Annotated in this window: 12 protein-coding genes; 3 read left to right on the forward strand and 9 right to left on the reverse strand. The window is 63.9% G+C overall.

What is annotated here, in order from left to right; genetic code table 11:
- Nucleotides 1-1023, forward strand: a 1023-nt coding sequence (locus QZ213_RS13230; RefSeq protein WP_291686522.1) for a hypothetical protein, incomplete at its 5' end; no start/stop codon positions are given.
- A gap of 80 nt (nt 1024-1103) precedes the next feature.
- Here the strand turns inward: QZ213_RS13230 and QZ213_RS13235 are convergent.
- From QZ213_RS13235 to QZ213_RS13265, 7 genes are all read right to left on the reverse strand, one after another.
- The gene (locus QZ213_RS13235; RefSeq protein ID WP_291686523.1) at nt 1104-2822 is read right to left on the reverse strand and encodes an iron ABC transporter permease; all 1719 of its coding nucleotides are present in this window, start codon (nt 2820-2822) and stop codon (nt 1104-1106) included.
- 175 nt (nt 2823-2997) lie between these two features.
- Complete coding sequence (locus QZ213_RS13240) at nt 2998-4077, reverse strand: extracellular solute-binding protein (RefSeq protein WP_291686524.1); 1080 nt, start codon at nt 4075-4077, stop codon at nt 2998-3000.
- Nucleotides 4078-4097: 20 nt separating this feature from the next.
- Complete coding sequence (locus QZ213_RS13245) at nt 4098-5159, reverse strand: ABC transporter ATP-binding protein (RefSeq protein WP_291686525.1); 1062 nt, start codon at nt 5157-5159, stop codon at nt 4098-4100.
- Nucleotides 5160-5360: 201 nt separating this feature from the next.
- On the reverse strand, nt 5361-6545 hold the full coding sequence (locus QZ213_RS13250) for an aminotransferase class V-fold PLP-dependent enzyme (protein ID WP_291686526.1): 1185 nt from the start codon (nt 6543-6545) through the stop codon (nt 5361-5363).
- A gap of 104 nt (nt 6546-6649) precedes the next feature.
- Nucleotides 6650-7435 carry an LssY C-terminal domain-containing protein gene (locus QZ213_RS13255; protein ID WP_291686533.1) on the reverse strand — a complete coding sequence of 262 codons (786 nt, stop codon included), beginning with the start codon at nt 7433-7435 and terminating at the stop codon, nt 6650-6652.
- A 106-nt stretch (nt 7436-7541) separates the two neighbouring features.
- Entirely contained in the window at nt 7542-8294 is a 753-nt protein-coding gene (locus tag QZ213_RS13260) for a thermonuclease family protein (protein WP_291686527.1), read from the reverse strand.
- Between the two features lie 182 nt (nt 8295-8476).
- Nucleotides 8477-10219, reverse strand: a complete 1743-nt coding sequence (locus tag QZ213_RS13265) for a hypothetical protein (RefSeq protein ID WP_291686528.1) — start codon at nt 10217-10219, stop codon at nt 8477-8479.
- Between the two features lie 493 nt (nt 10220-10712).
- Between QZ213_RS13265 and QZ213_RS13270 the strand changes: the two genes are divergently transcribed.
- Entirely contained in the window at nt 10713-11585 is an 873-nt protein-coding gene (locus tag QZ213_RS13270) for a caspase family protein (protein ID WP_291686529.1), read from the forward strand.
- A 136-nt stretch (nt 11586-11721) separates the two neighbouring features.
- On the opposite strand, the gene QZ213_RS13275 is transcribed toward QZ213_RS13270, so the two are convergent.
- Together QZ213_RS13275 and QZ213_RS13280 are read right to left on the reverse strand one after the other, a co-directional pair.
- Nucleotides 11722-12003 (reverse strand): GIY-YIG nuclease family protein, encoded by a 282-nt coding sequence (locus QZ213_RS13275; protein ID WP_291686530.1) that lies wholly within the window; start codon nt 12001-12003, stop codon nt 11722-11724.
- A 190-nt stretch (nt 12004-12193) separates the two neighbouring features.
- Nucleotides 12194-13087 (reverse strand): HlyD family efflux transporter periplasmic adaptor subunit, encoded by an 894-nt coding sequence (locus QZ213_RS13280; protein WP_291686531.1) that lies wholly within the window; start codon nt 13085-13087, stop codon nt 12194-12196.
- A 313-nt stretch (nt 13088-13400) separates the two neighbouring features.
- Here QZ213_RS13280 and QZ213_RS13285 point away from each other — a divergent pair, with 313 nt between their 5' ends.
- The gene (locus QZ213_RS13285; protein WP_291686532.1) at nt 13401-14237 is read left to right on the forward strand and encodes a DUF3883 domain-containing protein; all 837 of its coding nucleotides are present in this window, start codon (nt 13401-13403) and stop codon (nt 14235-14237) included.
- Nucleotides 14238-14425: the final 188 nt, after the last annotated feature.

The following is a 14425-nucleotide window of genomic DNA, read 5'->3' on the forward strand; positions in this document are numbered from 1 at the left end:
GTCGATCCGCTGCAGCTGTTCGGGCCGGCGCGCGCGCTGCCCGCGATGTATTCGCCGGACAGCCGCATGCAGAACGCCGGCCTGATCCGGAGCCAGGCGTTCGATACGGTCTTCATGGGCACCTCGCTCGCCATTCACTTCCGGCAGAGCGATATCGACCGGCTGCTCGGCGTGAAGTCGCTGAAACTGGCGATGACCGGATCGAACTCCCATGAACAGAGTTTTGTGCTTGCCGCGGCGCTGGCGCGCGGCGCCAAACGGGTGATCTGGCAGGTGGACGACTGGATCTTCCGCGACGCGCCGGATATCGACCATGACATCTATCTTCCCGCCGATCTCTACCGCAGAAACGCCAGGGGCATTGCGGGCTATCTCTTCAGCGGCGCCATGCTGCGTGAATCCGCATGGATCCTGGCGCGGTCCATTCCGCCGATCGCGCCAATGGTGGCGCGGCTGACCACCGGGCTGGTGTTCAGCTTTCCGCTTGCCCGCGTCGATGACATCAACACGCTTCGGCCCGACGTCGACATTGCCGAAGCCTACAACGCGGCCAGGGCGCGCGCCGCGTTCGCAGACATCACCGACCCCGGGCGCAGCCGATATCTCGCGGAGGGATATGATTACGACGCGATGGCCCGCAACTTCGAACGCGATGCGGTCAGCCTGATCGCCGGACATCCCGACGTCACCTTCGACATCTACTTCCCGCCCTATTCGATCCTGCAATGGGTGGCGATGCGCGACGCCTCGCCCTCGACGCTGAAGATCGTCTATGACTTTACGGCCTACGCCGCGAAACGATTGGCGCAGCTGCCGAACGCCAGGCTGCATGATTTTCGTGCGGTCAGGGACGTCACGCACGATCTGAACAATTATGCCGACGTGATCCATCACTCGCCGGACGTCGATCTGAAAGTGCTTGCCTGGCTGGCGGCGGGAAAATACGTCGTCGACCGCGCGGCGCCGACGGCCTCGCTGGACCGGCTCAAGGCGCAGGTGGAAGCGTATAAGGTCGAACGGTGACGATCGTTTCCCCCTCTCCCCGCAAGCGGGGAGAGGTTATCCGAACCCGCGCGCGCCGTTTTGACGCAAGCCTATCGTGCCTAATTCCGCAGCCGCGCGCCGGCGTTGGCGCCGAACACCGGGATGCGGTTGACGGCGAGCACCACTGCGAAGGTGATCACCAGCATCGCGATGCCCAGCACCGATATCGCGGCGAGATCACCGCTTTCGTTGAGGTCGTAGATCAGCACCGACAGCACCTTGGTCTGCGACGTGAACAGCACGATCGCCGCCGAAAGCTCCCGCATCACGCCGATGAAGATAAAGCACCAGGTCGCGATCACGCCGGTGCGCAACAGCGGCGCGGTGATCTGGCGCAGCGATTGCAGCCTGGTGGCGCCGAGGATGCGGCTGGCGTCCTCGAGTTCGGGATGGATGGTCGCGAACGCCGCCTGCAATTGCTGAAAGGCCGACGGCAGGTTGATGGTGAGGAACGCGATCAGCAGGATCCACAGCGTGCCGTAGAGCACGAAGGGCGGCCGTGTGTAGCTGAGGAACAGTCCGACGCCGAGCACGATGCCGGGAACCGCGACCGGGGCGGTGGCGAGAAAGCCGAGCATGCGATGGCCCGCGATCGCCCGGCGCGTGGTGACATAGGCGATCACCAGCGCCATGATCGTGCCGATGGTCGCGGTAGCGGTGCCCAGGATGACGGTGTTCTTCAGCGCAAGCTGGGTCGCGGACAGTTCGGTGAACACGAACACGATGTTCTTCATCGTCAATGTCGACGGCGTCACCAGCGTGGTCGCATTCGGCGAGAACGCCGCGTTGAGCAGCGCGAAATAGGGCAGGAACACCGGGTTGAGCAGCACTACGAGGCAGAAGGCGAGCGCCGCCCGGCGCCATTTCTTCAGTTCGACCCGGCGCGGTGCGCCGTATTTGCCGCCGACGACCGAATAGCCGCGGCGGCCGAGGATGAACTTCTGGGCCTGCAGCAGCAGGATTGTCAGCAGCAGCAGCGGCACCGCGGCGGCGGCGGCCAGTTCGAGTTTCGGCGGATACTGGAACAGGCTCCAGATTTTCGTGGTCATGGTGTGGAAGCCGGCCGGCAGCGCCAGGATCGCCGGCGAGCCGAACAGGGTCATGGCCTGCAGAAAGGCGATCAGCGAGCCGGCGACGAGGGCCGGGAGCGCCAAGGGAATGGTGACGCGCCGCGCCGTGGTCCAGGCCTTGCCGCCGAGGATGGCGGAGGCGTCCTCGAGTTCGCCGGGCATGTTGTCGAGCGCATTGGCAACGAGGACGAAGACGAATGGAAAGGTGTAGCAGGAAATGACGAAAATGATTCCGGGCAGCGAATAGATATTGAACAGATGCTCGTCGGACTCCGCGCCGCTGAGATAACGAAACAGCTGGTTCAGCAATCCGCTGTTGGGCGCCGCCAGCAGCTCCCAGGCAACCGCGCCGAGAAACGGCGGCGTGACGAAGGAGGCGGTGACGAGCGCGCGGATGAACTGCCGCCCCGGCATGTCGGTGCGCGACACCAGCCACCCCATCGGCGCCGCCACCGCGCAGCAGATCACCGCCGAGGTGGTGGCGATGATCGCGGTGGTCAGGAGCGGGTCGAGGAAATCCGGATTGGTGAACAGCGTGACGAAATTCTGCAGCGTCGGATGACCGGCCTTGTCGGTGAAGGCGTAGACCGCAAGCCACGACAGCGGCAGCGCGATCAGCACGATCAGGAAGCCCGCGAACAGCCCCAGCACCGGCTTGGTCCAGTCGAATTTGCCGCGCGTGCCGTCGATGGGGGTGGTGAGGGTCATGGGGTCTTTATCCCGGCGCACACTGGGCGAACTCCCTCGCCCCGCGCTTGCGGGGAGAAGTGAAGGCAATCGTCATTCCGGGGCGCGTCGAAGACGCGAACCCGGAATCTTGAGATTCCGGGTCTGGTCCTTCGAACCATCCCGGAATGACGTGGTGGGCTCAGGCCAAGCACCGCTAGACCTTGAACAGCTTCGCATAGCGCGTCTTGATCTCTTCCGTCATTTGCTCCACCCCGGCGGCATCTTCCTTCATCAGTTTGATGTCGGAAATCTTCCGGCGTCCCGGCTTCGACTGCACCTGCGCATGCACCGAATATTGCGCGGTGAAGTCGATGAAGAACTGCTGGGTTTCGCGGGTATGCAGCCAGGCCTGGAACAGCCGCGCGGCATTGGGATGAGGCGCGGAGGCGAAGATGCCGGTCGGCCCCGAAATGGTCGGCGTGCCCTCGGCCGGGTAGACCGGCTCGACCGGCTGGCCGGCCTCCTTCAAGAGCACGATGCCATACTCGTTACCGTCGGCCATGACAGCGCGTTCGCCGAGCGAGAGTTTCTTGGGCGGATCGGTCGACGACTGCACCTGCATCACGCGCTGCTTCGACAGTTTTTCGAAGTATTCCCAGCCGAGCTCGCGGATCATCTGGAAGGTCGCGGTCATGATGGTGCCGCTATAGGCGGGGTGCCCCTTGACCATCTTGCCGGCCCATTTCGGGTCGAGAAGATCGGCAAAACTTTTCGGGGCGTCTTCAGGCTTCACCAGATTGGTGTTGTAGGCGATCGACGACAGCCAGATCCGCGTGGTGGCGAACATCCCGTCGGGATCGCGGTAGTCCGTCGGGAAATATTTGGCCACATCTTCCGAGACGAAGGGCGCGAGCCAGCCGTTCTTCTTCCAGGGGATGAAATGCGAGGCGTCGGAACTGTTGATCACGTCCGCGGCGTGGATGTTGCTGGCAAATTCCTGCGCCACCCGCTGAAACAGCCGCTCCGAGCCAGAGCGTTCGATCTGCACGGCGATCCCGGGATAGTGCGCCTCGAACGCCTTGCCGAGCTTCTCGCCGACCGGCAGGTCCATCGAGGAATACAGCACCACCGTGCCCTCCTTCTTCGCCGCTTCGACCAGTTGCGGCGTGATCGCTACCGCCGGCGGCGCCTCGGCGCGCGCGGGCGCGGCGCACACGGTGCCTATTGCAAGCGCAGTTGCGCCCTTCAGCGAGGCCTGCAGAACGTCGCGTCGGGAAAGTTTTTTGCCTCTCATCGCGTTCTCCCGTCTGCTTGTCATCGGCTCAGCGCGCGGCAGCGCTCGGGCGGCAGGTAAAGCCAGACCTCGGTGCCCCGCGGCACCGCGCTTTCCGTCGAGGTAACCACCCGCAAGGTCGTACCATCCCGCGTTTCGACCATGTAGTCGCGGCTGGCGCCGAGAAACACCTGGCGCGTGACCGTTGCCTTGACCGCATTATCGGGCGTTGGCGGCGCCTGCGTCGAAAGCTGGATGTCATGCTGGCGGATGGCGACGACGGCCTTCTGGCCGGGGTCGAGTTTCGCGCCCACGACCTGCAGGGTCGAGCCTGCGAAGGCGACGTGACTGGCGTCGCGGGCGGTGCCGCTGATCACATTGCTGGCGCCGATGAAGCGCGCGACGAATTCCGATTGCGGCCGGTCGTAGATATCTTCCGGCGTGCCGAGCTGATCGATCCTGCCGCCATTCATGACCGCGATCAGGTCGGCGGTGGTCATGGCTTCGGACTGGTCGTGGGTGACGTAAACCGTGGTGTAGCGATATTCGTCGTGCAGGCGGCGGATCTCGAACCGCATCTCCTCGCGCAGATTGGCGTCGAGGTTGGACAGGGGTTCGTCGAGCAGCAGCGTCTCCGGCTCGACGATCAGCGCGCGCGCCAGCGCCACCCGCTGCTGCTGCCCGCCCGACAATTCGCCGGGATAGCGCTGCGCAAGCACTTCGAGCTTGGTCGTCGCCAGGATCGCCGCGAGCTTTTTCGCGATGGTGTCGCGGTCGAGCTTGCGGATGCGCAGGCCGTAGACGATGTTCTCCGCGACCGTCATGTGCGGCCACAGCGCGTAGCTCTGGAAGATCATCGACATCTTGCGCTGCTCGGGCGGCAAGGTGCGCAGCGGAGAGGACACCACGCGATCGCCGACATGGATCTCGCCGTCCGAGGGCTCCAGAAATCCCGCGATCAGCCGCAGCGTCGTGGTCTTGCCGCAGCCGGAGGGTCCGAGCAGGCAGACCAGCTGGCCGTGATCGATCCGCAACGAGACATTATCGACCACCGCGAGCGATCCAAACCGCTTGGTCAGGCCGCGCAATTCAACGGACGCCAATCAACCCCTCCCCAAACCCGGTTCCCGCTTGTCGCGGAATACGCTCAGCGCCGTTGTCGGCTTATTTATCGCTGGATCAATATAAGCATGAAGAAAGGGGCGACGGAAAGGCTTGGCATCCGAAAGTCTGAGGGCCGCCGCCCCTCACCCGAATTGCTTCGCAATCCGACCTCTCCCAAAAGGGGAGAGGTGAAACTGAACTCACGCGCTCACGCTTTCGCCGAGCCAGTCGATCGCGGCTTCGGTGCCGCTCTTGCCGTGGGGTATATCAAGCGCGTTGAGGCCGACTTCGATGACGCCGAGGGTGCCGAGAATCATCGGCGCGTTGACGTGGCCCATATGGGCGATCCGGAAGGCCTGGCCCTGCAGCTCGCCGATCCCGACGCCGAGCACCACGCCGCATTTCTCCTTGCAGTATTGATGCAGCTTCACCGGATCGTGGCCGTTCATGACCACGGTCGTGACCGTGTTGGAGCGCTCGCTTGCTTCGGCGATGTTGAAGCCGAGCACCTGGCCCTCGGCCCAGACCGCGACGGCGCGGCGCACCGCTTCGCCCAGCAGGCGATGACGCAGGAAGACGTTTTCGAGCTTTTCCTCGAACAGCATGTCGATCGCCTGGCGCAGCGCGAACAACAAATGCACCGGCGCGGTTCCGGCATATTTGCGGTAGTGCTCGGCGCCCTCGCGTTCGGTCCAGTCCCAATAGGGGGTCCGCAGCCCGGCGGTCTTGTGCACCTCGCGGGCGCGGTCGTTGGCGGCGACGAAGCCAAGCCCCGGCGGCGTCATCAGCCCCTTCTGCGATCCGGACATCGCGACATCGATGCCCCACGCATCCATCTCGAACGGCATGCAGCCGAGCGAGGCCACCGCATCGACCATGAACAGCGCCGGGTGTCCTGACGCCTTGATCGCCTTGCCGATCGCTTCGATGTCGTTATAGGCGCCCGACGCGGTATCGACCTGCACCGCGAGGATCGCCTTGATGGTGTGGTCCTTGTCCTGCCGCAGCCGGGCTTCGACCTCGGCCGGGCGGATCGCGCGGCGCCAGTCGCCTTTCAGCACCTCGACATCGGCGCCCATCGCAGCGGCCGCATTGCCCCAGCCGATCGCGAACCGGCCGCTCTCCAGCACCAGCACCTTGTCGCCGCGCGACAGCACGTTACTGAGCGCGGCTTCCCAGGCGCCGTGGCCGTTGGCGATGTAGATGTAAGACTGGCCCCTGGTGGCGAACAGTTTCGACAGATCGCGCAACAGGCTGTCGGTCAGGTTGACCATCTCATCGGAATAGATGTCGAGCGCCGGACGATGCATCGCCTGCAGCACTGCGTCGGGCATGGTGGTGGGCCCGGGGATCGCCAGGAATTCCCGGCCCGCGCGAACGACCATTTTCTTGTTCCTTCTTGGGTGTGCCTGACGGGAGGGATGCCGGGGAATGGCCGGGAAAACAAGCTAGAACATGATGATAATAAGTTGAAGCCGGTGGCCCAGCTCTATTTCCCCAGCGCATCGGTGATGCCGTGCCAGATCTGGTCCTTGAGCTCGGTGGCCGGCGGGCTCGGAATGACGTCGGCGGGGCCTGTCCGCTTTTGGCACGCCACGACCAGGCGCAAGATCCACACCTCGCCGTCGGTGTAATAGGGATCGCCGCCGCCATTGCGCCCGGTCATGGTGGGGCCGATGCCCGTCACCTGGTATTTGGCGTCCACCATCCCGGCGGATTCGAGGTCGGTGGTGAGCAGCTTGCGCTCGGCGTCGACATCCGGCCCGATATGGTGGGTGATGGCCCCGGTATAATGGCTGACGCCGACGCTTCGGTCATAGGTCACGGCGCCGAGCCAGACCGGCCGCTGTTCCTGGCCCCGGTCCAGCACCTGCCAGAACCGCACATGGTGGCGGTGATCGGCGCTGCGGCCGTCGGGCTTTTCGAACGCAAAATCCTCGCGGCGGTCGAGATAGAACAACGGGCTCACCGGCGCGTCGCGATAGGGCCGGTCCAGGAGCACGCTGCCGGCGATTTCGATCGAGGAGCGCAGCGTCACCGGATCGGCGGGAAACCAGCCGGCGGCCTGCATGGCGCAGAGCACGTCCTTGTTGTCGCCGACCAGGCCGACATTGATGGGATCGCCGGGAATGCCCTGCGCGGTCCGCGTCACCATCGGCAAATTGGCGAGCCCCTTCTGGTGCTCGTAATGGCTCCACAGCGCCGGCAGCGCGACATAGGCGAGGAAGGTGTAGGCAAGCACGATCGCGAGCGCGAAGAGCAGAAACCGCTCCAGCCGCGAGCGATCCGGCAGCGGCTGCGATTCCAGATCGTCGTAGAGGTCAGCCACGTCCCGCGCTCCGCGATGAGGTCGCGGAGAGTAGCACGCATGCGGAATCATTCTATCGCCGCGTCTCGCGGCAGCCGGCGGCTTCGGCGTCTTCGACGGAGCAGAACCAGCGCGTGCCCTTGCTGATCGTCATCTTGATCTGCGCGTACCAGCGGCTTTTGGGCGTGTGGTAGATGCATTCGCCGGAAGAGTTGACGTTGCCCTTGATGGTGCAGTCGGGCGAGGGCGCGACCGATCCGGAGGCCGACGCCAGCAGGATCGCATGCGCGTTCGGCGGCGCCTTGGCGGCGCCGAGAATGGTGGTCTTCTTGTTGCGGACGCGCCAGTCCCACGGCGCGATGAAGGCGCCCTGCCACATCCCGGCCTTGGCCTCGCGCGCGGCCTTCTCGTCGGCATCGTAGTCGTGGGAAACCCGCGCATAGGACAGCGCCCATCCGCTCTTCACCAGCCATTTCTGGATGTCCTCGCCATCGACATCGCAGCGCGCCACGATCCGGCCGCGGCGGTCGGCCGCCTGGCGCGGGTGGCAGGTCCAGCTCTTGTCGCCGACATACTTGATCAGCTCGTCGCGCGCGGCGACGCCGCAGGTCCAGCGCTCGCCTGAATTGTTGAGGCAGAGCTGATCCACCGACGGCGCGTCGATGCCGCCGAGGCGAATCCGGGTCGAGCCGATCTGGATGGAATCGCCCTCGCGGATCTTCGGCACGCCGGTGACGTCGGCGGCTTGCGCCGGCGCCGGCAAGAAGACCGGCAGGAAAGCCGGCATGAACAATAATGCAATTGCCGGCAGGAATTTCATGCGCATGCCATCAGGCCGCCTTCAATGGGGTAGGTCCGCTATCGCGGGCGATTGTGGTGCGGATGGGGCCAAAGCACCAGCGGGCGAGGGGCCGATTGCTTTCAACTTTGCGCTATTCTTATTGATTGACGCGGCTTGCGTCCGCCTCAAATCGTCATCCCGGCTAAAGGCCGGGACGATGCTCGTTGTTATCTCGGCCTCGTCCCCATCATCGCCCGCCGCGCCAGCGCCAGTCCCATCAGCACGAAGGCGGAGGTGACTTCGGGGCCGCCGACCAGGATGCGGGTCGGGGTCTTCATCTTGTTCCACTCATAAGCCCCAAACGGCCCGTGTCGGCCGCCTTCGCCGAAGCTCGTGATGATGCAGTGCAGGGCCGGCGTGAAGGTCGCGACATCGGCGCCGAGATGGCCGAGCGCGATCAGCGCCAGCGCGGCGTCGAAGGCGTTCATCTCGCAGGCCATCAGTTCGGTCTGCACATAGGCCAGTACCCGGGAGCGGATGAAGTCGAACGCGCCGTCGGGGTCAATCGCGGCTTTCGCGGCCTGCGGCAGCGCGAGGAACGCGGCATAGCAGCGGCCGAAATAGGCGCAGTAAAGCTCCGGCAGATAATAGATGTGCGAGCGTGGATCGGCGAAGGCGCCGCTGGCGGCGAGCCGCTTCTGGAACGAAATGATGCGGTGCACGGTGTCGAGCCGCGACGGCGTCTCCAGCACCTTCCAGCGGCCTAAGTTGCGGAAGGAGACTTCGAGGATGTCGAGATTGAGCGTCGGATCGAGGTCGTTGCCGAACGGACGTTCGCCGGCAAGACTGTCGATCCAGGTGGCGACGCCGCCTTCATAGTCGATGTTGTCGTTGATCGGCACGGTCACAAGCTGCTCGTTGGCGCCGCCGCGGACCTGGTAGCCGGCGTAGAAATCCAGCAGCGGCTGGTCGAGCATCGGATCATCGGAGCCGGCCTGGGTCGCCGCCGAAACCGAGCAGGCGGTGGTGTCGCAGTCCGGCACATAGACGCCGAAACCGAGGTCCTGCTTGATCTGGGCGAAGAAGCGGGAGAAGCGCGGATGCGGCAGCGGCGCCAGCGCGGTGACGACGTTGAAGGTCGAGCCGTCCTGCGCGCGTACCTCCTCGCGGCTGGTGGTCAGGCAAAACTCGACCATCTCCGTCATCGCGCCGCGCGCCGCCGTGGTCTCGCCCGGGGAGGCGAGGCCGGTCTCGACAAAGCTCAGCAATGCCTCGGTGAAGAAGGCGTCGTAATAGGCCGAGCGGTGGCGGATCTGCACCGGCTCCCACATCGGCTCGGCGATGCCTTTCCAGGGCGGGTTGATCAGGTCACGCACCGGCGAGCGGGCGATGAAGACCCGCGCCAGGTTGAACAGCAGCGTCGAATTCTTGTAGCCGCGCGAGTTCAGCCCGGTCAGCGCCATCAGGAATTCGCGGCCGCGCAGGTCGGGATCGCCGAGCAAATTGAAGGCGGCGTAGGTCGGGATGAAGCCGTTCTTGCCGAACGAGCGGAGCAGATGCGCCCCGCAGGCGCGGATGACCTTCTCGATCTCGGCCACGCCGGGCGCGCGGCCGGGCGCCGGCGCCGGCGCGGGCCCGGGCCTGGGATGGCTGAGCTCGATGGTATCCAAAAGCGTCGCTACCGGCGCCCCGACCGCGGCCCAGTCCGGCGCCGCCTGGTCGCGTGCGCAGGTGAGCGCGTCGCACAGCGCGCGCAGCCGCTTCTCGTCGCGCAATTCGACAAGCCCGGTCCGGCGCAGCAGCGGGCGCAGCGCCGGATTGCCGAGCGCGGTGCGATAGAATTTTGCCAGATGCGGGTCGCCGCCGGAGGCCTTGGAAAGCAGGGGATCGCAGACGTCGTACAGCGACGGGCCGTCTTTCCGGGCCGTCAGGGCGCGACAGGCGGCACCGGCGAAATAACCAAAATGCATGAAAATTCTTCCCGCGACCTATAGCGTTTTCGAGCGAAGTGGGCACCGGTTCGCGTGAAGATAACGCGTCAAAAGAAGACCCGGCAGGCAGCGCCGGACCGCTGAAAAGCGGCGGCCATCCTCCCGAGCACCCCCAAGCCTTTGAAAAAACTATCCTAAAATCCGCGAAATACAAATGTGACCGAGGTCACAGAGGTTTCGGCCGCGAATGTTGCAATTTTGCCGGGGTTTGCCCGGCCCAATAGCGGAACTAAGTACCTGTCTGATAAGCGGAAATCGCCCCCGGTTCCCGTTCACTTTGTCGGCCGAACGCGGGGCTGCCCATACGCCAATACGGTTGCCGGGTTTCTGGCTTCGGGTTAATGCTTTGTTTGTTGCGGTGCCGCAAATTGAGCGCAATTGGACGGCATACCGTCCGGCACCCCCGAAAACCAGAATGGCGTAAGGCGCGACGAACTCATCGCGCTTCGTTTGTGACGAGGAACGACCCGAGATGAAAGTAACGCTCCTTCGCATCTCCAGCCGTCCGGCCACCTTGGCCGCTGTCATCATCGGCATGGTGTCGCTGGCGATCGGCGCCCATGCCGCGCTGAACATGCGCGCGCTCGATGCTGCCCAGAGCGCGGCCGAGAGCAGCGTCGATGCCTCGAAGAAGGCCTCGCGGATCGCGCTGGTGATCGGCAACGGCCATTATCCCGACGCGCCGGCGGCACTGTTGCAGCCGATCAACGACGCCCGCGCGCTGACCGCCGAGCTGCGCCGCGACGGCTTCGACGTCGACGTCATCGAAGACGCCAGCAAGGACGACATGACCCGCGCGGTGGCTCGGCTCAAGGCAAAAGTCCGTCCCGACAGTGTGGTGATGCTGTTCTACGGCGGCTACGGCATCCAAGTGGGTCGTGAAAGTTATATGATCCCGGTCGACGCCACGATCTGGAAAGAGGGCGACGTCCGCCGCAACGGCGTCTCGATCGAATCCGTGCTGGAAGTGATGAAGGAGCAGGGCGCCTGCGCCAAGCTCGTCGTCATCGACGCCTCGCGCCGCAACCCCTTTGAGCGCCGCTTCCGCGCCTATTCCCATGGGCTGGCGCCGATCGCCGCCCCCGACAACGCCTTGATCCTGGCCTCGGCAACGCCGGGCAAGGTCGCCGACGACGGCAAGGGCCAGTACAGCGTGCTGGTGACCGAGCTGCTCAACAATTTGGGCTCCCGCGAAACCGACAAGCCCGCCGTCGCCGCCGAAGCCATCTTCAACAAGACCCGCATCGCTATTTCGAAGGCCACCGACGGCGAGCAGATCCCGACCGTGTCCTCCTCCCTGCTCGAAGACGTCAGCTTCGCCGCGACCGACAAGGCCGGCAGCTAGCCAACTGCCTCGTCGTCCCTGCGAAAGCAGGGACCCATACGCCGCGGCCCTTCGTTGAGGCACGTCGCCAGTAGCCTCTTCTAACAACTAACCCCTGTGGTTATGGGTCCCTGCTTTCGCAGGGACGACCAGATAGCTAAACCAGCAAATCGCTGAGATCGCGCCATTCCGGGTTCTCGCGTTCGATCAGCTCGATCTTCCAGTCACGCTTCCATCGCTTCAATTGCTTCTCGCGGCTGATGGCTTCATCCGGGCGATCGAAGGATTCGACATGGACAAGGCGATAAACGCCGTAGGTCTTGACGAACGAGGAGCCCTCGCCGTCACGGTGCTCCGCCAGACGCTTCTGCAGCGAATTGGTCACCCCGATATACAGGGTCCCGTGACGCCGGCTCGCGAGAATGTAGACGTAGTACATGCCCGAAGTCTCTATCAGCCCCCGTCGTCCCTGCGAAAGCAGGGACCCCCGCGTGAGCGCGATTGCGCTCATCGCGTCGCCGTGTCGCCCGTTGTGAAAAACGCTGTTCGCAGGCTTTCGCGCAACAACGAACCCCGGTGGTTATGGGTCCCTGCTTTCGCAGGGACGACGGGAGTTGGGTGCCAAGCGCCTACTTCCGCTCCCCGCTCGCCGTCACCGCGCGCACCGGGTCGCCCTCGCGCAGCAGCGCGCCGGCGCGGGCCACCACGACGTCGCCTTCGTTCAGCCCGCCGCGGATTTCGACCTGGCCGCCCGCCATCAGCCCGACCTCGACCTGCCGGGTTTCGACGCGCTGGCGCCGCACCACCTGCACCACGGTGCCGGCCGAGCCGTAGAGCACCGCGGTCAGCGGCACCGAGACGTTGCTGCAGCTCTGCCCGGTCTTGATCATCGCGCGCCCGGAGGAATTCACCAGCAGGCGCCGGTTGGTGGTGATGCCGACAAAAGCCTGGCCGAGCTGGCTGTTGGGTTCGATCGTCGGCGCGATCCGGCGCACCTTGCCGTCGACCTCGCCGGCGCCGGGGATCTTGATCCGCGCGGTCTGGCCGACCTGGAGCTTGCCGATGTCCTCCACCGGCACCAGGCCGACCAGGTCGAATTCGCTGCGCGCGATGATCGAGAACAGCGCCTCGCCCTTGCCCGAGGCGACCGCGCCGATCACGGCCGAAGACGCCTCGACCAGCCCGGCCACCGGCGACTGCACCTGGGCGATGCCGCCTTCGGGCAGCAACAGCCGCGCCAGCGTCTGGCCGGCGGTGACGGTATCGCCGGCCTCGGCCAGGATTTCCGCAACCTTCAGCCCCGGCCGCTCGGGGCGCACCATGGTCTCCTCGCGCGCGATGATGAGGCCGGAGACCTCGACGATATCCCCGAAACAGGATTTCGCCGCCGTCAGCACCGTGACCGCCGCGCCCCTGGGGGCGTCAGCCTCCTCGGCGGCGAGGCAGGGGGAGGCGAGGGCGAGGAGGAGGACGGCGGGGGCGAGGCAGTTTCGCGAAAGGGCGCGCGGGGGGAAAGAAGGCATCGCAGTTCCTGTTCCGGTGTTCGAGCGCCATAGATATCGGGCGGGGGGCAGGCGCGCCAAGCGCCCTCGTAGTTAGACCAGTCCGCCGTGCTTTGGTTCAATGCTCCGCGATCAGCGCGAAGGTCGTCAAGCCCGGGCATGACGATTGATCGAGGCCGCGCACCAAAGCTACGCAGCTTCGAAGATCGGGTATAGTGATATCAGAGGATCGGGCAAATTCGGACAAAACAGCTTAGTCAATAAGTCAGTTCCGACCTCTAACGCAGAGTGGACTTAGCCCTAAACAACTTCGGCCTCAACGCAGTGTGAGGGTATGGCTGACGAAGAGAAGATCGGAAAACCGTGGAACGATGATGAGCTCGACGCCATTGTCGTCGACTATTTTTCGATGTTGAACGCTGAACTTTCCCGGCAGCCATATATTAAATCTCACCATAGCGCTGTGCTGATGAAACAGATCGGGCGAACGCACCGATCTGTTGAGTTCAAACACCAAAACATATCCGCCGTTCTAGAGGAAATGGGATTGCCTTGGATCGCCGGCTACAAACCCAAACGAAATTATCAGGCGTCGATTTTTGGTGCGATTGACCGATATCTCTCGTCGAACGAAGAGCTAGTCTATCATCAGCTACCACCGAAAGTACTCGCAGTTGCCGAGGATGCCGGCACCTTCGTGGACGTTCCGAAATTGGGTTTTCAGTCCGACAGGCCGTGGCAGCTTGAGCGTTTGGTTCGGAAGTTCGATGCCGTGGAACGGGACCTCCGCAACCGATCGTTGGGACGAGCAGGTGAAGAATTTGTCTTGGAGATAGAAAGAAAGAAACTCGAAAAATTCCAGCGGCCTGACCTTTCGAAAAAAATAAGATGGGTATCGTCGGAAGAGGGTGATGGCGCAGGATACGATATCCTTTCCTTCCAGCCGGACGGTCGAGAGCTTCTAATAGAAGTCAAAACGACGAATGGAGCAGCTAGAACACCGTTCTTCATTTCTGAAAATGAATGCCAAAGGGCTGCAGCATCAGCCGAGTCATGGCGTTTGTATCGCGTGCATCTATTCGCGCAGAATCCGCGTATCTTTCAAATAGCTCCTCCTCTGAATGAAGCGCTAAACTTGCGTCCCGATATTTGGCGCGCGTCGTTTTCTTGATCGTCGTCGCTGACTAGCGCATCTGGCTGGCGATCTGAGAGCTGACTCCGTAGCAGAAGGGAGCCGCGAACAATCACCAGAAATTCTTCTTCCCAGCGCTGTGGGATAGCTGGCTGATCTAACCCGACGGGCAAATCACCTACACCCCTGTCCAGCCCCCTCCGCAAAAATATTTCCTCTTCCCGTTT

It is taken from the genome of Bradyrhizobium sp. (genome assembly GCF_017881085.1).
GTDB lineage: Bacteria > Pseudomonadota > Alphaproteobacteria > Rhizobiales > Xanthobacteraceae > Bradyrhizobium.